The sequence below is a fragment of the Sphaerisporangium siamense genome, assembly GCF_014205275.1.
GTDB lineage: Bacteria > Actinomycetota > Actinomycetes > Streptosporangiales > Streptosporangiaceae > Sphaerisporangium > Sphaerisporangium siamense.
The window spans coordinates 2394415-2413112 of record NZ_JACHND010000001.1; the positions used below are offsets into that span (position 1 = coordinate 2394415).

General features: G+C 71.5%; 16 protein-coding genes and 1 tRNA gene. 11 read left to right on the forward strand and 6 right to left on the reverse strand.

Features of this window, described 5'->3' with window-relative positions:
• The first annotated feature begins 15 nt into the window (after positions 1-15).
• The 5 genes from BJ982_RS11220 (at position 16) to rsmA (ending at position 6006) form a co-directional block, all read left to right on the forward strand.
• Positions 16-1257, forward strand: a complete 1242-nt coding sequence (locus BJ982_RS11220; protein WP_184879198.1) for a glycosyltransferase family 2 protein — start codon at positions 16-18, stop codon at positions 1255-1257.
• 84 nt (positions 1258-1341) lie between these two features.
• Complete coding sequence (metG, locus tag BJ982_RS11225; RefSeq protein WP_184879201.1) at positions 1342-3132, forward strand: methionine--tRNA ligase; 1791 nt, start codon at positions 1342-1344, stop codon at positions 3130-3132.
• Between the two features lie 7 nt (positions 3133-3139).
• Positions 3140-3997: a TatD family hydrolase gene (locus BJ982_RS11230; RefSeq protein WP_184879205.1), complete on the forward strand. Its 858-nt coding sequence runs from the start codon at positions 3140-3142 to the stop codon at positions 3995-3997.
• 124 nt (positions 3998-4121) lie between these two features.
• Positions 4122-5093 (forward strand): resuscitation-promoting factor, encoded by a 972-nt coding sequence (locus BJ982_RS11235; protein WP_184879209.1) that lies wholly within the window; start codon positions 4122-4124, stop codon positions 5091-5093.
• Between the two features lie 52 nt (positions 5094-5145).
• Complete coding sequence (gene rsmA, locus BJ982_RS11240) at positions 5146-6006, forward strand: 16S rRNA (adenine(1518)-N(6)/adenine(1519)-N(6))-dimethyltransferase RsmA (protein WP_184879213.1); 861 nt, start codon at positions 5146-5148, stop codon at positions 6004-6006.
• Positions 6007-6110: 104 nt separating this feature from the next.
• Here the strand turns inward: rsmA and BJ982_RS11245 are convergent, their stop codons facing one another.
• Entirely contained in the window at positions 6111-6404 is a 294-nt protein-coding gene (locus tag BJ982_RS11245; RefSeq protein WP_184879215.1) for a carbohydrate-binding protein, read from the reverse strand.
• Between the two features lie 250 nt (positions 6405-6654).
• Here BJ982_RS11245 and BJ982_RS11250 point away from each other — a divergent pair, with 250 nt between their 5' ends.
• Both BJ982_RS11250 and BJ982_RS11255 read left to right on the forward strand, forming a co-directional pair.
• On the forward strand, positions 6655-7587 hold the full coding sequence (locus tag BJ982_RS11250) for a 4-(cytidine 5'-diphospho)-2-C-methyl-D-erythritol kinase (protein WP_184879217.1): 933 nt from the start codon (positions 6655-6657) through the stop codon (positions 7585-7587).
• 163 nt (positions 7588-7750) lie between these two features.
• Positions 7751-9550: an ABC-F family ATP-binding cassette domain-containing protein gene (locus BJ982_RS11255; protein ID WP_184879219.1), complete on the forward strand. Its 1800-nt coding sequence runs from the start codon at positions 7751-7753 to the stop codon at positions 9548-9550.
• A 22-nt stretch (positions 9551-9572) separates the two neighbouring features.
• Here the strand turns inward: BJ982_RS11255 and BJ982_RS11260 are convergent, their stop codons facing one another.
• A complete protein-coding gene (locus tag BJ982_RS11260; protein ID WP_184879220.1) occupies positions 9573-10202 on the reverse strand; it encodes a MarR family winged helix-turn-helix transcriptional regulator in 630 nt (209 codons plus the stop codon).
• A 69-nt stretch (positions 10203-10271) separates the two neighbouring features.
• On the opposite strand from BJ982_RS11260, the gene BJ982_RS11265 reads away from it, so the two are divergent.
• The 3 genes from BJ982_RS11265 (at position 10272) to BJ982_RS11275 (ending at position 12996) form a co-directional block, all read left to right on the forward strand.
• Entirely contained in the window at positions 10272-11039 is a 768-nt protein-coding gene (locus BJ982_RS11265) for a trans-aconitate 2-methyltransferase (RefSeq protein WP_184879222.1), read from the forward strand.
• Positions 11036-11416, forward strand: coding sequence for a VOC family protein (locus BJ982_RS11270; RefSeq protein ID WP_184879224.1), 381 nt, complete (start codon positions 11036-11038; stop codon positions 11414-11416). The genes BJ982_RS11265 and BJ982_RS11270 overlap by 4 nt, the downstream gene beginning before the upstream one ends.
• Positions 11417-11517: 101 nt before the next feature.
• Entirely contained in the window at positions 11518-12996 is a 1479-nt protein-coding gene (locus tag BJ982_RS11275; protein ID WP_184879226.1) for a CYTH and CHAD domain-containing protein, read from the forward strand.
• 13 nt (positions 12997-13009) lie between these two features.
• Here BJ982_RS11275 and BJ982_RS11280 read toward each other — a convergent pair whose 3' ends face one another.
• From BJ982_RS11280 to BJ982_RS11295, 4 genes are all read right to left on the reverse strand, one after another.
• Positions 13010-13885 carry an NUDIX hydrolase gene (locus tag BJ982_RS11280; protein ID WP_239123668.1) on the reverse strand — a complete coding sequence of 292 codons (876 nt, stop codon included), beginning with the start codon at positions 13883-13885 and terminating at the stop codon, positions 13010-13012.
• Positions 13878-15971, reverse strand: a complete 2094-nt coding sequence (locus tag BJ982_RS11285; protein ID WP_184879228.1) for an RNA degradosome polyphosphate kinase — start codon at positions 15969-15971, stop codon at positions 13878-13880. Before BJ982_RS11285 ends, BJ982_RS11280 begins: the two co-directional genes overlap by 8 nt.
• A gap of 87 nt (positions 15972-16058) precedes the next feature.
• Positions 16059-17129 (reverse strand): TetR/AcrR family transcriptional regulator, encoded by a 1071-nt coding sequence (locus BJ982_RS11290; protein ID WP_239123669.1) that lies wholly within the window; start codon positions 17127-17129, stop codon positions 16059-16061.
• 130 nt (positions 17130-17259) lie between these two features.
• The gene (locus tag BJ982_RS11295; protein ID WP_184879231.1) at positions 17260-18201 is read right to left on the reverse strand and encodes an acyl-CoA desaturase; all 942 of its coding nucleotides are present in this window, start codon (positions 18199-18201) and stop codon (positions 17260-17262) included.
• A gap of 365 nt (positions 18202-18566) precedes the next feature.
• On the opposite strand from BJ982_RS11295, the gene BJ982_RS11300 reads away from it, so the two are divergent.
• Positions 18567-18639: transfer RNA gene (locus BJ982_RS11300), tRNA-Gln, on the forward strand.
• Positions 18640-18698 lie beyond the last annotated feature (59 nt).

The following is an 18698-nucleotide window of genomic DNA, read 5'->3' on the forward strand; positions in this document are numbered from 1 at the left end:
ACGAGGGGTTTCGACGTGGAACTGACTGTGGTCATGCCGTGCCTGAACGAGGCGGAGACCGTCGAAACGTGCGTGCGCAAGGCGTTGGGCTACATGGCCGAGCACGGCATCGAGGGCGAGGTGGTGATCGCCGACAACGGCAGCACCGACGGCTCCCAGCAGCTCGCCAGAGACGCCGGCGCCCGCGTCGTCCACGTCGACCAGAAGGGGTACGGCAACGCCCTCATGGGCGGCATCCGCGCCGCGCGCGGCCGCTACGTGATCATGGGAGACGCCGACGACTCCTACGACTTCACCGCGCTGATGCCCTTCGTCGAGGAGCTGCGCGACGGCGCCGACCTGGTCATGGGCAACCGCTTCCGCGGCGGCATCGCCCCCGGCGCCATGCCCCCCCTGCACCGCTACCTCGGCAACCCGGTGCTGTCGTTCATCGGCCGGCTGTTCTTCCCGAGCGCCATCCGCGACTTCCACTGCGGCCTGCGCGGGTTCCGCCGCGACTCGATCCTCAACCTGGGCCTGCAGACCGGCGGCATGGAGTTCGCCAGCGAGATGGTCGTGAAGTCCACGATCCAGGGCCTGGACGTCCGCGAGGTGCCCACCACCCTCAGCCCCGACGGCCGGTCCCGCCCGCCGCACCTGCGCTCCTGGCGGGACGGCTGGCGCCACCTGCGCTTCCTGCTGCTCTACAGCCCCCGCTGGCTGTTCTTCATCCCCGGCCTCGTCCTGATGGCGCTCGGCCTCACCGCCGGCACCGCCCTCACCTTCGGCCCGGTGTACATCGGCAAGCTGGCCTTCGACGTCGACACGCTGGTCGGGGCGTCGGCGGCCGTCGTCATCGGTTTCCAGGCGGTGCTGTTCGCGCTGTTCACCAAGGTCTACGCCGCCGAAGAGGGGTTCCTCCCCGAGGACAGGCGCATCCGGCGCCTGGTCGACGTGGTCACCCTGGAACGCGGCCTGATCGCGGGCGGCCTGCTGGCCCTCGCGGGCCTGGCGGGCATGGTCGCCTCGCTGGCGCACTGGCAGGTGCGCAACTTCGGCGAGCTGATCCCCGCCGAGTCGCTGCGCCTGGTCGTGCCCTCCGCGACCGCCCTCGTCATCAGCTTCCAGACCATCTTCGCGGCCCTGTTCATCAGCATCCTCGGCATCCGCAGGACCAAGGAGACCCCCGCCGACGTCGCCGCCTCCGCCGCCGAAGAGGCCGCGGAAGCCGTGCGGATGGCGCGTCCCGCCGCCGCGCAGCACGAGGACGCCCTCTAGCGTCCTCGTGGGTTTCGACGACAACCGAAGCGAGATGCGCATAAGGGTTCGAGGCTGACGGCGTGGGCCTCTAGGCTTGATGCCATGTCCGAGCAGTCCCAGCACATCTTGACCGCCGTCGCCTGGCCCTACGCCAACGGCCCCCGTCACATCGGGCACGTCTCCGGGTTCGGCGTGCCGTCCGACGTCTTCAGCCGCTACCAGCGGATGGCGGGCAACAAGGTGCTGATGGTCAGCGGCACCGACGAGCACGGCACGCCCATCCAGGTGCAGGCCGACCGCGAGGGCGTCACCGCTCGCGAGCTCGCCGACCGCTACAACCGGGTGATCGCCGAGGACCTGACCGCCCTGGGCCTGTCGTACGACCTGTTCACGCGCACCACGACGGCCAACCACTACGCCGTCGCGCAAGAGATCTTCAAGGGCCTGCACGCGAACGGCTACGTCTTCCCGAAGACGACCATGGGCGCGGTCTCGCCCTCCACCGGGCGCACCCTTCCGGACCGCTACATCGAGGGCACCTGCCCCATCTGCGGGTACGACGGCGCACGCGGCGACCAGTGCGACAACTGCGGCAACCAGCTCGACCCGATCGACCTGATCAACCCCAAGAGCCGCATCAACGGCGAGACGCCCAAGTTCATCGAGACCGAGCACTTCATGCTCGACCTGCCGGCGTTCTCCGAGGTCCTGGGCTCCTGGCTGCAGTCCAAGCAGGGCGAGTGGCGGCCCAACGTCCTGAAGTTCTCGCTCAACCTCCTCGGCGACATGCAGCCCCGCGCCATCAGCCGCGACCTCGACTGGGGCGTGCCCATCCCCCTGGACGGCTGGCGCGACCGCGAGGACAAGCGGCTGTACGTCTGGTTCGACGCGGTCATCGGCTACCTCAGCGCCTCGATCGAGTGGGCGCGCCGCTCGGGCGACCCGGACGCCTGGCGGCAGTGGTGGCAGAACCCCGACGCCCGCGGCTACTACTTCATGGGCAAGGACAACATCGTCTTCCACTCCGAGATCTGGCCCGCCATGCTGCTCGGCTACAACGGCGAGGGGGCGCGCGGCGGCTCGCCGGGCTCGCTCGGCAAGCTGGCCCTGCCGTCGGAGGTCGTCTCCAGCGAGTTCCTCACCATGGAGGGCCGCAAGTTCTCCTCCAGCCGCCAGGTCGTGATCTACGTGCGCGACTTCCTGTCGCGCTACGACGCCGACGCCCTGCGCTACTACATCGCGGTCGCCGGCCCGGAGAACCAGGACACCGACTTCACCTGGTCGGAGTTCGTCAACAGGAACAACGGCGAGCTGGTCGCCGCCTGGGGCAACCTCGTCAACCGGTCGATCTCGATGGCCGCCAAGAACTTCGGCGCGGTGCCCGAGGCCGGCGAGCTGTCCGACGCCGACCGCGCGCTGCTGGCGCGCAGCCGCGGGGCCTTCTCCGCCGTCGGCGCCGAGCTCGGCAGGTCGCGGTTCAAGAACGCCGTCACCGAGGCGTTCGACGTCGTCCGCGACGCCAACCGCTACCTCGCCGAGCAGGAGCCCTGGAAGCTCAAGGACGATCCCGAGCGCGTGAAGTCGATCCTCCACGTCGCCCTCCAGGTCGTGGACGACGCCAAGACCCTGCTCACTCCGTTCCTGCCGGCGTCCTCCAACAAGGTCCACGCCATGCTCGGCGGCGAGGGCGTCTGGTCCGGCATGCCGCGGATCGAGGAGGTCGACGAGGACGGCCGCCCGGCGTACCCGGTGATCACCGGAGAGTACGAGGGACAGGCCCGCTGGGAGTCCACCCCGCTGCGGTCCGGCACGCCGCTGGCGCCGCCCACTCCGCTGTTCGCCAAGCTCGATCCCAAGGTGGTCGACGAAGAGCTCGCCCGCCTCGGAGAGTGACGACGCGATGAGCCAGGCGGTTCCGCCCGCGCCCGAGCCGCTCGGCGCGGAGGTCTTCGACAGCCACTGCCACCTCGACATCATGGTCGGCGAGCGCAAGGCGTCCTCCGGGGACGCCGTCGCGCTCGCCGCACAGGCGTCGGGCACGGGGGTGGGCAAGATCCTCGCCGAGGCCCGGGCGGTGGGCGTCACCCGCCTCGTGACCATCGGCTACGATCTGCGCTCCTCGCGGTGGGGCGCCGAGGTCGCCCGCGAGCACGACGGCGTGTACGCCGGGGTGGCCATCCACCCCAACGAGGCGCACGCCGCCACGCCCGAGGTCCTGGACGAGATCGAGAAGCTGGCCCGCGAGCCGCAGGTCCGGGCCGTGGGCGAGACCGGGCTGGACTTCTTCCGCGACTGGGCGTCCCGCGAGGACCAGGAGGCGTCGTTCCGCGCGCACATCGAGATCGCGAAGCGGACGGGCAAGGCGCTGGTGATCCACGACCGCGACGCCCACGACGACGTCCTGCGCGTCCTCGCCGACGCGGGCGCGCCCGCGGTGGTCGTCTTCCACAGCTACTCCGGCGACGCCGCCATGGCCCGGCGGTGCGTCGAAGCCGGGTACTTCATGTCCTTCTCCGGCCCGGTCACCTACAAGAACGCCGGCCATCTCCGCGAGGCCGCCGAGGTCGCCCCGCCCGAGCTCATGCTCGTCGAGACCGACGCCCCCTACCTGCCGCCCACCCCGCACCGCGGCAAGCCCAACGCGCCGTACCTCATCCCGCTCACGCTGCGCTGCCTGGCCGAGGTCAAGGGCATGGACGCCGACGCCCTGGCCCGCGCCGTCGACGCCAACGGCGAGCGCGTCTTCGGCGCGTGGTGAACTCCCGGCGGCCTCTCCGGTAACTCCAAGCGACCACAATCTCACGGACCGCTTTCGGCCATCCGGTTGAGTGCCCGTGGAGGCGGCGCTAGCGTCGGCAGCCGGTCTACTCGAAGGACGCGCCGTGCCTCCATCCTCGGCGCCGGCCGCCCGGCGTCCCGGGTCGCGCCGTGCCCCGCGCCGCCCCTCCCGCCTGCGCGCCGTCGCCTCCTCCCGAGGGGCGGCGGTGCTCTGCGCTGTCGTGGCGGGCGTGACCTCCGCCCTGCTCGTCGCCGACGTGCTGGCCAAGGACGTCCGGCTGATCGTGGACGGCGGCGAGACCACCGTCCTCAGCTTCGGCGGCACCGTCGGCGAGGTCCTCGCGCACGCGCGGGTCCCGGTCGGCCCGGGCGACCACGTCGATCCGGCGCCCGGCCGCGCGGTGGGCGACGGCGCCGCCATCGTCGTGCGGCACGCCCGGCGGCTGGTGCTCACCCTCGACGGCCGCAGGACCACCCACACGGTCACGGCGCTCAACGTGGGGGAGGCCCTGCAGCAGCTCGACCTCGCCCGGCGCCCGGCCACGCTGTCGGCCTCCACGATGCGGCAGATCCCGGTGTCCGGGTTCGCGCTGAGCGTCCGCACGCAGCGCCGGGTCACGGTCGTGCGGGGCGGCGTGCGGCTGGACCTTCTGACCTACGGCCGCACGGTGCGCTCCGTGCTCGCGCAGCACAAGATCAGCCTGGCCCGGGGCGACCGGGTGAGCCCGCCACTGCACGCCTTTCCCGAGGACAGCCAGGTCATCCGGATCATTCCCGCCCCGCCGCCCCCGCCCGTCCACGTGACTCCGATCAGCGCGTGGGTGGCCTCGCTCAACTGGGGGGCGCTCGCCCGCTGCCAGAGCCTCGGCGACCCCAAGTCGTTCGACCCGCGGGGGCCGTACTACGGCATGTACCAGTTCAGCCTGCCCATGTGGCGGGCTGTGGGCGGTACCAGGACCCCGCTGGACTGGCCCGCGGACGAGCAGACCTACCGCGCCCAGCTGCTCTACCAGAGGGTCGCGGGCCGCTGGCACGGCCAGTGGCCGGACTGTGGCGCGCGGCTGTTCACCCGGTGAGCGTCACGGGCGTGCGCCGACGCGTGTGCCGCGGGTGCGGGACACTGGGGGAATGGGGAGTTCGATCGTGAACCTGCTCGGCCCGGCTGAGATACGTACATTGGCGGACAAGCTCGATCTGAGGCCGACCAAGCGGCTCGGGCAGAACTTCGTCATCGACGGAGGCACCGTGCGCCGCATCGCCCGGGTCGCCGAGGTGTCGCCCGACGATGTGGTGATCGAGGTCGGGCCCGGCCTCGGCTCGCTCACGCTCGCGCTGCTCCCCGAGGCGTCGCGGCTGGTCGCGGTCGAGATCGACCCGGTGCTGGCCGGGCAGCTCCCGCTGACCGTCGCCGAGCGCGCCCCCGGGCTGGCGGACCGTCTCACCGTCGTCCGGGCCGACGCGATGCGCGTGCTCCCCGCGGAGCTCGGCGGGGCGGAGCCCACGGCGCTGGTCGCCAACCTCCCGTACAACGTGGCGGTGCCGGTCGTCCTGCACCTGCTACAGGTCCTGCCTTCGCTGCGCAAGGGCCTGGTGATGGTGCAGTCCGAGGTGGCCGACCGCATGGCCGCCAAGCCCGGCTCGAAGGTGTACGGCGTGCCGTCGGTCAAGGCGGCCTGGTACGCCGACGTGCGCCGGGCCGGTCCGGTGGGGCGCACGGTGTTCTGGCCGGTGCCGAACGTCGATTCCGGGCTGGTAGCGCTGGCGCGCCGGGACCCGCCGCCGACCACCGCCTCCCGCGAGGAGGTCTTCGCCGTCGTGGACGCCGCCTTCGCCCAGCGCCGCAAGACCCTCAGGGCCGCCCTGGCGTCCTGGGCGGGCACGCCCGCCGCCGCGGAGACGGCCCTGCGCGCGGCCGGCGTCGACCCGTCGCTGCGCGGCGAACAACTCGGCGTCGAACAGTTCGCCAGGATCGCGGAAAACCATCCGTGACTTGATGGGCCCGGCCGATCATGGCATTCGGCCCCGCCGTGTCACGGCGGGGCCGAATCACAGAGAACGTCACGGGGCAAGGACGTGACGGGACTTTTCGCCTTCTAGGGAATCTCCAGCCACAGCGCCGGAGCGTTGGGCGGTTCCCACCCTGCGAGGGACGTGTGCGACACCACGCACATGTACCTCTTGCCGCCGAACGTCACCACGCTGCCTGACGTGTAGTCGGTGCCCGGGGCCCAGGTGTCGGCTGCCACGGTGGAAGCGGCGGCCGTCAGAGCGGACGCCGCGGCGGGTTCGTGCGTGGTGGAGGCGGCCGCCGGGGCGGCGAGCGAGAGCACGCCGGCGCCGAGCATGGTCGCGGCGGCCAGCGCCACGGACGAACTGCGAATTCTCACTGGCGGTGACTCCTCAAGGCGTCGCGAAGAACGGCCACCTCAAGATAACCGCCGGGTGCTTCGCCGGGAAGATCTGATTTGCGCTGGATATTTCGGCTACAGGGGCTATTTCCACATGAAATTGCGTTGGTCCTGAAAGAGGGAATTGCAGCCTTTATATGCTTTTCGGAGTGACCGGCTGCGGACGGTGGACCAGGCACGCAGAGGCGGTTGTTTGTCATGTGGCGACGGAGCGTTACGATCTGTTGCCGTGTCTTCTGTGACGGTCCGGGTGCCCGCCAAGGTCAACCTTCAGCTCTCCGTGGGGCCGAGGCGGGACGACGGCTACCACGATCTGGTCAACGTCTTCCACGCCGTGTCCCTCTTCGACGAGGTCACCGCCTCCGACGAGCCCGCGCCGCGCGAGGCGTCCGGCGGCTCGCCCGTGGCCGTGACCGTCGAGGGCGAGTCCGCCGGCCAGGTGCCGCTGGACGGCAGCAACCTCGCCGTGCGGGCCGTGCTGGCGCTGGCCGTGCGGGCGGGGCGGTCCCCGGACGTGCGGCTGCGCATCCGCAAGGCGATCCCCGTCGCCGGGGGCATGGCGGGGGGCAGCGCGGACGCCGCCGCCACGCTCGTGGCCTGCGACGCGCTGTGGGGCCTCGGCACGGCGGAGGACGACCTCATGGAGCTGGCCGCCGACCTCGGCAGCGACGTGCCCTTCGCCCTGGTCGGCGGCACGGCCGTCGGCACCGGCCGGGGAGAGAACCTGTCCCCCGTGCCCGTCGCGGGCCGCTTCCACTGGGTGTTCGCGCTCGCCGAGGGCGGGCTGTCCACGGCGGACGTCTACGCCGAGTGCGACCGGCTGCGCGAGGCGACCGGCGAGCAGGTCGGGTGGCCCCGGGTGGCGGACGGGCTCATGGAGGCGCTCGCGCGCGGCGACGCCAAGGCCCTCGGCGAGGTGCTGGACAACGACCTGCAGGCCGCGGCGCTGCTGCTGTGCCGCCCCCTGGCGCGCACGCTCGCCGCCGGTCGCGAGCACGGCGCGCTCGGAGCCCTGGTGTCCGGCTCCGGCCCCACCTGCGCCTTCCTCGCCGACTCCGAGGACCACGCCACGTCCCTCGCCGCGTCCCTGGAAGCCGCCGGCGTCTGCCGCCGCGCCCTCCCCGCCCACGGCCCCGTCCCCGGCGCCCACGTGGTGCTCTGAGTATGTGAGGGCGCGCCGGTGCTCTGGAGGAGGAGGGCACAAGGGTGAGGAACGAACCCTTGTGCCCGACGACGGAAGAGCGCCGGCTCAAAGGCGCCCTCACGCCGCGCGAACGAAGAGAGCGCCATAGGCACAGCACGCGCACCTATAGGCTTTGAGGGCGATGAATCTGGTCAATCTCGAATCGGTCTCCCACGCCTACGGGCCCAAGCCTCTGCTGGACGCGGTCTCGCTCGGCGTCGAGGCCGGTGATCGCATCGGCGTCGTGGGGCGCAACGGGGACGGCAAGACCACGCTCATCTCCGTGATCGCCGGAACGCTGAAGCCCGACGGCGGCCGGGTGACGCACAACCGCGGCCTTCGCGTCGGCTTCCTCTCCCAGCGCGACGACCTGGACCCCGCGCTGGAGGTGCGGCAGGTCGTCCTCGGCGACCGCGCCGAGCACGAGTGGGCCGCCGACCAGGCGGTCAGGGAGATCCTCGCCAACCTTCTCGGCGACATCGAGCTCACCGCCAAGGTGGGCGAGCTCTCCGGCGGCGAGCGGCGGCGCACGGCCCTGGCGCGTCTGCTGATCGACGAGCACGACCTGCTCATCCTCGACGAGCCGACCAATCACCTCGACATCGAGGCCATCGCCTGGCTGGCCGCCCACCTGTCGGCGCGCAGGTCCGCGCTGCTGGTGGTGACGCACGACCGCTGGTTCCTCGACGCGGTGTCCACCCGCACCTGGGAGGTCGTGGACGGCACCGTCCAGCGCTACGAGGGCGGGTACGCCGCGTACGTGCTGGCCAAGGCCGAGCGGGCGCGCATCGCCCAGGCCGCCGAGGAGCGCCGCCAGAACCTGATGCGCAAAGAGATCGCCTGGCTGCGCCGCGGCCCGCCCGCGCGCACGTCCAAGCCCAAGTTCCGCATCGAGGCCGCGCAGGCGCTGATCGCCGACGAGCCTCCGCCGCGCAACACCGTCGAGCTGGTGAAGTTCGCCGCGGCACGGCTCGGCAGGACCGTGTACGACCTGGAGGACGTCACCCTGCACGCGGGCGGCCCGGACGAGGGCCCGCTGGTGCTGGAGCGCTGCACCTGGCAGTTCGGCCCGGGCGACCGCGTCGGGCTGATCGGCGTGAACGGGTCGGGCAAGTCGTCGCTGCTGCGGCTGCTCGCCGGTTCGGTCCGGCCCGACTCGGGGCGGGTCGTGCGGGGCAAGACGGTGCGGCTGGCGTACCTCTCGCAGGAGATCGTGGAGCTGGACCCGGCGCGCCGGGTGCTGGAGACGGTCGAAGAGGTGCGCAAGTTCATCCAGGTGGGCAAGCGCGAGTGGACGGCCTCCCAGTTGCTGGAGCGCCTCGGGTTCCGGGGCGAGGCCCAGTGGAAGGTGGTCGGCGACCTGTCGGGCGGCGAGCGGCGGCGGCTCCAGCTCCTGCGCCTGCTCATGGACGACCCGAACGTCCTGCTGCTGGACGAGCCGACCAACGACCTCGACATCGAGACGCTGAACGAGCTTGAGGACCTGCTGGACGGCTGGCCGGGCACGCTCGTGCTGGTGAGCCACGACCGCTACTTCCTGGAGCGGGTGACCGACCGTTCGGTGGCCCTGCTGGGCGACGGGCGGCTGTCGCTGCTGCCCGGCGGCGTGGACGAGTACCTGCGGCGCCGGTCCTCGGGGGCGGCCGTCACCGCCAGGGCCGGAGCGCGGGCCCCCGAGGCGGCGCCCGCGGAGCCGTCCGAGGCGGCGCCCTCGGGGCTGTCGGCCAAGGAGGAGCGCGAGCTGCGCAAGGAACTGTCCCGGCTGGAGCGCCAGCTCGACCGGCTCGGCGAGCAGGAGGCCGCGCTGCACGCCGCCATGGCCGAGGCCGCCTCCGACTACGGTCGCCTGGCCTCGCTGGACGCCGAGCTGAAGGACGTCCGGTCGCGCAAGGAGGCCGTCGAGCTCGAATGGCTGGAGGCCGCCGACCGGCTCGGCGACTGACCGAGGCGCGTGAGGGCCCGGGTCAGGTGGGGTTCCCGGCGGTGTCGAACGGGATGAGCAGGGTGCGCAGCAGGCCGGCGAGGGTGCGCTGCGCGTCGCCGTCGAGGCTCTTGAGCAGCTCGCGTTCGCGGCGGAGCAGGTCGGCGAAGGCCGCGTCCACGCGTTCGCGCCCGAGGTCGGTCAGGGACACCAGGACGCCGCGGCGGTCCTCGGGGTCGGGGCGCCTGCGGACGAGCCGGGCGGCGGCGAGGCGGTCGATGCGGTTGGTCATCGTGCCGGAGGTGACGAGCGTGGCGCGCAGCAGCGCGCCGGGGCTGAGCTCGTAGGGCTCGCCGGACCGGCGCAGGGTGGTGAGGACGTCGAACTCCCAGGGTTCGAGGTCGTGCTCGGCGAAGGACGCGCGGCGGGCGCGGTCGAGGTGGCGGGCCAGGCGGGAGACGCGGCTGAGCACCTGGAGGGGCGCGACGTCGAGATCGGGGCGCTCCTGACGCCAGCAGGCGACGAGCTGGTCGACCTCGTCGCGCGCGGGGGCGGGATGGCCGCTCTCCGGTGCGGCGACGCGCTCGGACCTGGCTGCGGGCTCGGTGGTCGGCTGGGGGTCGAGCGGGTCGCCGGACGTGCCGGCGACCCCGTCCGTGTGGCGCGTCGTCATGCCGCCGAGTCTATCTCTCTTGACATCGAGACATCTCGCCCGATATGAGTTATCTCGATGTCAAGAGATATGTGGGACCCCGCAGTGTACGGCCGGTACGCCGGCGAGCGTGCCCGCCCCTTCTTCGAGCTCTTGGCCCGGGTGCGCGCCGAGAACCCGAGGTCCGTCGTCGACCTGGGCTGCGGCTCCGGCGAGCTGACCGCCGAGCTGAGGCGCCGCTGGCCCGAGGCGTACGTCCACGGCATCGACTCCTCACCCGCGATGATCGCCAAGGCGCCGCCCGGCCCCACGTTCAGCGTGGGGGACGTCCGCGACTGGCGTCCGGACCATCCTATCGATGTGATCATCTCCAACGCCCTGCTGCAATGGATCCCCGAGCACCGCGAGCTGTTCCCGCGCTGGCTCGGGTACCTCGCGCCGGGCGGATGGCTGGCGTTCCAGGTGCCGGGCAACTTCGACGCCCCGAGCCACGCGGCCGTCCGGCGGCTGTGCGCGTCGCCCGTCTGGGCCGGCCGCCTCGGCGACCTCGCCCGGTACGACCCCGTGGACGGCCCCGAGGGCTACCTGGACCTGCTCGCCGGGCTCGGCTGCGAGGTGGACGCCTGGGAGACCACCTACGTCCACGTGCTGCCGGGCGACGACCCCGTGCTCGCCTGGATCTCCGGCACGGCGCTGCGGCCGATGCTGGACCGTCTCTCCGGCGACGAGGCGGCCCGCGCGGCGTTCCTGGCCGACTGCGCCCGCGTGCTCGCCGAGGCGTACCCGCGACGTCCGTACGGCACGGCCTTCCCGTTCCGCCGCGTGTTCGTGGTCGCGCGCAGGCCGGGCCGCCCGTGATCACCGGGCTGCACCACGTGCAGCTGGCCGCGCCGCCCGGCAGCGAGCCGCGGCTGCGCGCCTTCTACGCGGGCCTGCTCGGGCTCGCCGAGGTGCCCAAGCCCGCCGCGCTGGCCGTGCGGGGCGGCGTGTGGTTCCGGGGGCAGGGGGTGGAACTGCACCTCGGCGTCGAGGAGGACTTCCGCCCCGCCCGCAAGGCCCACCCGGGCCTGCTGGTGGACGACCTGCCCGCCATGATCGCGCGGCTCGGCGCGGCCGGTGTCGACGCGCGTTCCGACGATCTTCTTCCCGGGTTCCGCCGCTGTTACGTCGACGATCCTGTGGGCAATCGCATTGAATTGCTGGAAAGAGTGCGGCCCGCCGAAGAGCGCGTTTGAAGGCTTTTGTTCCACGGTGGAAGTGCTGGTCAGCCATTGATCGCCGGTTGTTAACCTGAAGGTGGCATTATGGCCGAAATTCGGCTACCTAGGGGTGGGTAATGGCGATCGAGATCGAGGACAAGTTCGACGTGCCGGCGGACTTCGCGGTGCCCGACTTCGGGGGTCTCGCGGAGAGCGGGGAGGCCGTGGACCTGGTGAGCCACCGGCTGGTCGCCCTCTACTTCGACACGCCGGACCTCCGCCTGGCCGCGCGCGGCATCACCTTGCGCAGGCGGCGCGGCGGCGACGACGCGGGATGGACCCTCAAGCTGCCGAAGGCCAAGGGAGCGCGCACCGAGATCACCCGCCCGCTCACCCGCGGCGCCAAGAGCGTCCCGCCGGAGCTGGCCGAGCTGGTGCTGGCCCAGACCCGGGGCGAGCCGCTCGTGCAGGTCGCGGAGCTGGAGACGCTGCGCAAGGTCACGAGCCTGCGCGACGCCGGCGGGCGGCGGCTGGTGGAGATCGCCGACGACCACGTGAAGGGCACGGTGTTCGGCGAGGACCGGCACGTCGAGCGCTGGCGCGAGGTGGAGGCCGAGCTGATCGACGGCGACGAGGCCGTGCTCAAGAAGGTCGGCAAGCGGCTGCGCAAGGCCGGGGCGACCCCCGCGGAGAGCGGGAACAAGCTGGCCCGCCTCCTCGGCGACCGCGTCCCGGTGACGACGCCCGCCGCCCTGGACCCGGACTCGGCGGGCGGCGTGGTCGTCGCCTACCTGGCCTCCCAGGTCGCCGCGCTGACGGCCCAGGACCCGCAGGTGCGCAGGGCCGAGGAGGACGCCGTCCACCAGATGCGGGTGGCGAGCCGCCGCCTGCGCAGCGCGCTCAAGTCGTTCTCCAGCGTGATCACCGAGACCGAGGGCGTCCAGGACGAGCTGCGGTGGATCGCGGGCGTCCTCGGCGAGGCGCGCGACCTGGAGGTGATCCGCGAGCGCTTCGCCGGCCACCTGGACGGCCTGGAGCCGGAGGTGGTCGTCGGCCCGGTCCGCACGCGGCTCGGCGACGACCTGGCCGCGCGCGAGCGCGAGGCGATGGTCAGGATCGGCGCGGCGATGAGCGGCGAGCGCTACTTCGCCCTGCTCGACCGCCTGGACGCCATGATCGCGAACCCGCCGCTCACCCCGCTCGCCGCCGGGAAGGCGGACACCGTGCTCGGCAAGATCGCCGGTAAGACGTGGAACCGGGTGGTCAAGCGGTACGACGCGGCGCAGGCCATCGAGGACGCCGAGCGGCGCGAGATCGCCATGCACGACGTGCGCAAGGCGGCCAAGCGCGCCCGCTACACCGCCGAGGCCCTGCGGCCCCTGCTCGGCGATACGGCCGACGACCTCGCCAAGCGCGCCAAGTCCGTCCAGACGGTGCTCGGGCTGCACCAGGACGGCGTGGTCGCCCAGCAGATCCTGCTGGAGGAGGCCGCCCGCGCCCGCGAGGCCGGCGAGGACACCTTCACCTACGGCCTGCTCGCCGGCATCGAGCGCGCCGCGGCCGAGCGCTCGCACGCCGAGTTCCCCGCCGTGTGGGCCGAGGTGACGGCGTCCTGACCGCCCCGCGGCGTCAGGTGTCGTAGCGCTCGGCGGCCACCACCCGCCCGCCGGCGTGGTGCAGCACGGCGACGCCGCCCTTGCCGAGGTGCGTGTCGCCCGGGCTGCCGCCGCGCCGCTCGTGGACGTCCGCCAAGAGCCCCGGCAGCACCTTGCCGTGGCTGCACACCAGGGCCGGCTCCCCGGAGTCCATCAGGGCGAGCGTGCGCGCGAGCGTCGCCGGCGCGTCGTAGCCGGTCTCGGTGAGCAGGTGGTCGGTGCCGATGCCCAGCCGCTCCCTGGCCGCGTACGGCAGCACGGTCTGCACGCAGCGCCTGCTCGGCGAGCTGAGCAGCGTGGCGGGACGGTAGCCGTACAGCAGCTCCGCCAGGGCGCGGGACTGTCCCTCGCCCTGCTTGTCCAGCGGCCTGAGGTCGTCGTCGCCGGGCCACTCGTCCCGCTCCCCGGCGGTGGCGTGCCTGACGAGCAGGAGCGGGGTGGTCTCCAGGGGAGCCTCCGCCAGGGCGTCCAGCGTCCTGGCGTCGTCCTCGTAGGTCAGCCGGGCCCTGGCCCGGTCCAGCGGCAGCCACTCCATGGCGTCCGCCTCGTCGGACGGCAGCTCGGCGACCTGCGCGACGGCGCGGGCCGACCAGTAGTCGACCCGCTTCGGCCGTCCGTCCTTGAGGTAGTGGACGGCGCGCAGGCGGCGGCCGAGCACGATGCTCAGCCCGGTCTCCTCGGCCACCTCGCGCAGCGCCGCCGCGATCACGTGCTCGCCGGACAGCAGCTTGCCCTTGGGCAGGGACCAGTCGTCGCGCCGGGGCCGGTGGATGACGGCGACCTCGGGGGCGTCGGGCGCGCCCCGCCAGACCACCGCCCCCGCGGCCCTGATCAGCGAGGGTTCACTCATCGACGCTCCTCCAACGCCTGCTGGCCACCAGGCGGGACTGCATGTCCAGCAGGGGCTCGCCGTTCTCTCCGGTGTGGTGACGTACCCAGGTGCCGTCCCCGTCGAGCCACCAGCTACTGGTGGTGCCGGCCAGGGACAGGTCCATCAGCTCGGACAGGTACGTGCGCTGGCGGGCGCTCGCGACCTTCACCAGGGCCTCCACCCGGCGCTCGAAGTTGCGGCGCATCGCGTCGGCGCTGCCGATCCACACCTCCGGCCGCCGTCCGAGGCCGAACTCGTAGATGCGCGAATGCTCCAGGAACCTGCCCAGGATGCTGCGGACCCGGATGTTCTCCGACAGGCCCGGCACGCCCGGGCGCAGCGTGCACACCCCGCGCACGACCAGGTCCACCGGGACGCCCGCCTGGGAGGCGGCGTACAGCGCGTCGATCAACGGCTCGTCCACCAGCGAGTTGGCCTTGATCCGGATGCGGGCGGGCCGTCCGGCGCGGTGGTGGGCGATCTCGCGCTCGATGCGGGTCAGCAGGCCGTCGCGCAGGGCGTGCGGGGCGACGAGCAGGCGCCGGTAGGCCGAGTGCATCGAGTAGCCGGTGAGGTGGATGAACAGGTCGGTCAGGTCCTCGCCGAGGAGCGGGTCGGCGGTGAGCAGGCCGAAGTCCTCGTACTGGCGCGCGGTCTTGGGGTTGTAGTTGCCGGTGCCGATGTGGCAGTACTGGCGCAGCTCGCCGGAGGGCTCCTGCCGGACGACCAGGGCCAGCTTGGCGTGGGTCTTGAGCCCGAGCACGCCGTAGACGACGTGGCAGCCGGCCTTCTCCAGCTTGCGCGCCCAGGTGATGTTGGCGTGCTCGTCGAACCTCGCCTTGATCTCGACCACGACGACGACCTGCTTGCCCGCCTCGGCCGCGTCGATCAGCGCGTCCACGATCGGCGAGTCGCCGCTGGTGCGGTAGAGGGTCTGCTTGATGGCGAGCACGTTGGGGTCGGCCGCGGCCTCCTCGATGAACCGCTGCACGCTGGTCGCGAACGAGTCGTACGGGTGGTGCAGCAGGATGTCGCGCTCGCGCAGCGTGGAGAACAGGTCGTCCTCGGCGTGCAGGGCCTCGGCGGGCACGAACGGCGGGAAGCTCAGCTCGCCGCGCTCCAGGTCGGCGATCGCGTGCAGCCCGGACAGGTCCAGGGGGCCGGGGAGCCGGTAGATCTCGTGGTCGGAGACGTCCAGCTCGTCGACGAGCAGGTCCAGCACCTCGGGGGTGATCGTGTCCTCGACCTCCAGGCGGACGGGCAGGCCGAAGCGGCGCTTGAGCAGCTCCTTCTCCAGCGCCTTCATGAGGTTCTCCGTGACGTCCTCGTCGACCTCCAGGTCCTCGTTGCGGGTGACGCGGAAGACGTGGTGCTCGACGATCTCCATGCCCTTGAAGAGCTGGCCGAGGTGGGCCGCGATCACGTCCTCCATCGGGACGAAGCGGTCCTTGGCGACGGCGACGAATCGGGGGAGCTGGGAGGGCACCTTGACGCGGGCGAACACGGTGTTGCCCGTGCCCGGGTTGCGCACGGTCACGGCCAGGTTCAGCGAGAGGCCGGATATATAGGGAAAAGGATGGGCGGGATCGACGGCCAGCGGGGTCAGCACGGGCCGGATCCGCTCCCGGAACAGCTTGCGCATCGCCGTGCGCTCGTCCCTGCTGAGGTCGTCCCAGCGGACGATGTCGATGCCCACGCCGGTGAGCTGGGGGCAGATCTGCTTGTGGTAGACCGCCGCGTGGCGCCGCGCGAGGTCGTCGGCGATCTTGGCGATCTTGGCGAGTTCCTCGCGCGGCTTCATCCCGCTCTTGGTGCGCAGGAGCAGGCCCGTCTCCATCCGCCGTTTGAGCCCCGCGACCCGCACCCGGAAGAACTCGTCCAGGTTGCTGGCGAATATGGCGAGGAAACGCACGCGTTCCAGCAACGGAACGGACGGGTCTTCGGCCAGCTCCAGCACGCGTTCATTGAAGTGGAGCCAGCTTTCCTCGCGGTTGAGGAAGCGATCAGGGGGGAGATGGGGCAGGTCGTGACCTTCAGGGGTGGGCGGCACGATCTCGACGGACATATGTCCAAAATGCCCTATATAATTGAACGGCACGTTAACTTTTCCGCAACGACGGTTTTACTTGACGTCATCCCGTCGCCGCCACTGCTAGGCGTCGCCGGACTCCTGCCCGGGACCGAGCTCCTTAGGCCCGGAGGCGGGCGCCGGCCGCACGATCTCGACCCTTTCCACCAGCTCCACGCGCTCGGCCTCGATGGCCTGCCTCGGCTGCCGGGCAGCGTCGCGGGCCTCCTGCGCGCGCAGCTTCTCGCGCTCCTTCAGCAGTTTCTCGCGCTCGCGCTGCTCGCGGGCCCGCAGCCGCTCCTGCTCGCGGCGTTCGCGCGCCCGCTGCTTCTCCTGCTCGCGCTGGAGCTTCTCCTGCTCGCGCTGCTCGCGGGCGCGGATCTTCTCCTGCTCCTTGGCCTCGCGCTCGCGGGCCTTCTCGATCTCTTTGAGGTCCTTCTCCCAGGCCTTCTCGATCTCCTTGCGTTCCTTGTCGGTGGGCGCGGGACGCAGTTCGAGGGGCGCGGGGGAGGCGGCCGGGCGCGTGGAGGCCGCGGTCAGCTTGGGGCGGGGCTCCAGCCCGGTGAGACCGTTCCAGGCCAGGTTCACCAGGTGGGCCGCGACCTCCTCGCGGTCGGGCCTGCGGGCGTCCAGCCACCATTGGCCGGTGAGCGCCACCATGCCGACGAGCATCTGGGCGTACATCGGGGCGAGCGTGGGAAGGTAGCCGCGGTCGGCGAACTGGTCGGCCAGGACGTCCTCGACCTGGCTCGCGATGTCGTTGATGAGGCTCGCGAACGTGCCGGTGCCGGAGGCGGCGTGGGAGTCGCGCACGAGGATGCGGAAGCCCTCGCTGGACTCCTCGACGTACTGCAGCAGCGCCAGCGCGGCGCGCTCCAGCCGGATCTTCGGGTGGCCGGCGTTGAGCGCGACGGCCACGAGGCTCAGGAGGCGCTGCATCTCGCGGTCGACGACGACGGCGTAGATGCCTTCCTTGCCCCCGAAGTGCTCGTAGACGACCGGCTTGGACACCTTCGCACTGGCCGCGATCTCTTCGATGGACGTGCCGTCGAAGCCCTTCTCGGCGAAGAGCGCCCGGCTGACCCGGATCAGTTGCTCCCTGCGCTCCTTACCCGTCATGCGGACGCGTCCGCGGGGTGGGGAGGACTCGGTCATGGGTCTAATAATGCTTGGCCCGCTGGGCGCGGCAAACGCAATAGTGGTGCTTTGGGGGGCTATAGCAAGATTTGACGTGTTGCTGGTGGGGGTGCGGGCCGCCGGAGGGCGGCCCGACGGAAGGGGCATGTCAGACACGCCGTTTGGCCGCCAGACGCTCGGCAGTCGGCCAGCGGACGTCGGTCGCCCAGCCTGCCTGTTCGAACCAGCGGATCACGCGGGCGCTGGGGTCGATCTGCCCCTTCAGCGCGCCGTGGCGGGCCGAGGTCGGCTCACTGTGGTGAAGGTTGTGCCAGGACTCGCCGAAGGACGGGATGGCCAGCCACCAGACGTTGCGGGACTTGTCGCGCACCTCGAAGTCCTCCTCGCCGAACACGTGGCAGACCGAGTTGATCGACCAGGTGACGTGGTGGAGCAGCGCGATGCGCACCAGGCTCGCCCAGAAGAAGGCGGTCAGCGCGCCCGCGATCGACCAGGTCACCACGCCGCCGATCACCGCGGGCAGGATCAGGGAGGTGGCCACCAGCCACGGGAACGCCTTGTGGACGCGGTAGACGTCCTTGTCGTTGATGAGATCCTTGGCGAAGCGCTCGCGGTTGGTGCGCTCGGAGCTGAACATCCAACCCATGTGGGCGAAGAACAGGCCCTTGGTCAGCGCCTTCCAGTCGTTGCCGAACCGCCACGGCGAGTGCGGGTCGCCCTCCTTGTCGGAGTACTTGTGGTGGCGGCGGTGCGTGGCGACCCAGTCGATCACGCCCATCTCCAGCGACAGGCTGCCGGCGACGGCGAGCACGATCTTGAGAGGCCGGTTGGCCTTGAAGGACCCGTGCGTGAAGTAGCGGTGGTAGCCGACGGTGACGCCGAGGCCGCTGATCATGTAGAAGACGGCCGTGATCACGACGTCGCTCCAGCCGAGGAAGCGTCCCCAGGCCATCGGGATCGCCGCGACCAGAGCCAGGAACGGCACGGTGACGAAGATGACCAGCAGCACGCGCTCGAAGTTCGACTTCGGCTCCGGCTCGAGATCAGGACGCGGCGGTGGCGGAGTGGCGCGGTCTTCGACAACGGTCATGGGCTACCTCACGTGTTCTGAAGTGCGGACGATCTGGAGCTACGTAACCGTAACCTACGGCATCGTAAGTTAGGAATCCCTAAGCCTGGAATGTGGGGAAGATGAAGGTTCGTGCGCCATCCGGTGGCGGTTCCACGTCTTGCGCATACATGCCCATATCTGGTAAAGAGACCCGGCCGCATATGCCAACGGCGCGGCCAAGGTTCCTGATCGATGCGCCTGGCGCGGCGACGGCCGCCGTCACGTCCTCCTCCTCCGGCTCCTCTTCCCGACCCTCTGCCCCGGAGCGGGGTGGCAATGCGTTGAGCGCCGAGGGGGTTCGGTGGGTATCCTTGTCACCGCGGTTTGGGAAGGTCGCGAATCGGTCCGGCGTAGGGTAATTGGCAGCCCACCTGCCTTTGGAGCAGGGTTGTCCTGGTTCGAGTCCAGGCGCCGGAACTTTTCTTCTCATCCCGTCGCGAGCGGCGCGCCGGCGCCGTCCCACACGGGCAGGTCCC

Excerpts from the sequence above, each read along its gene's own strand:
- BJ982_RS11260 (WP_184879220.1), bottom strand. The coding sequence starts at position 10,202 with ATGACGACGCGCCACACGGACGGGGTCGCCGGCACGTCCGGCGACCCG.
- BJ982_RS11265 (WP_184879222.1), top strand. The coding sequence starts at position 10,272 with ATGTGGGACCCCGCAGTGTACGGCCGGTACGCCGGCGAGCGTGCCCGC.
- BJ982_RS11275 (WP_184879226.1), top strand. The coding sequence starts at position 11,518 with ATGGCGATCGAGATCGAGGACAAGTTCGACGTGCCGGCGGACTTCGCG.
- rsmA (WP_184879213.1), top strand. The coding sequence starts at position 5,146 with ATGGGGAGTTCGATCGTGAACCTGCTCGGCCCGGCTGAGATACGTACA.
- BJ982_RS11255 (WP_184879219.1), top strand. The coding sequence starts at position 7,751 with ATGAATCTGGTCAATCTCGAATCGGTCTCCCACGCCTACGGGCCCAAG.
- BJ982_RS11230 (WP_184879205.1), top strand. The coding sequence starts at position 3,140 with ATGAGCCAGGCGGTTCCGCCCGCGCCCGAGCCGCTCGGCGCGGAGGTC.
- metG (WP_184879201.1), top strand. The coding sequence starts at position 1,342 with ATGTCCGAGCAGTCCCAGCACATCTTGACCGCCGTCGCCTGGCCCTAC.
- BJ982_RS11280 (WP_239123668.1), bottom strand. The coding sequence starts at position 13,885 with ATGAGTGAACCCTCGCTGATCAGGGCCGCGGGGGCGGTGGTCTGGCGG.
- BJ982_RS11285 (WP_184879228.1), bottom strand. The coding sequence starts at position 15,971 with ATGTCCGTCGAGATCGTGCCGCCCACCCCTGAAGGTCACGACCTGCCC.
- BJ982_RS11295 (WP_184879231.1), bottom strand. The coding sequence starts at position 18,201 with ATGACCGTTGTCGAAGACCGCGCCACTCCGCCACCGCCGCGTCCTGAT.
- BJ982_RS11290 (WP_239123669.1), bottom strand. The coding sequence starts at position 17,129 with ATGACCGAGTCCTCCCCACCCCGCGGACGCGTCCGCATGACGGGTAAG.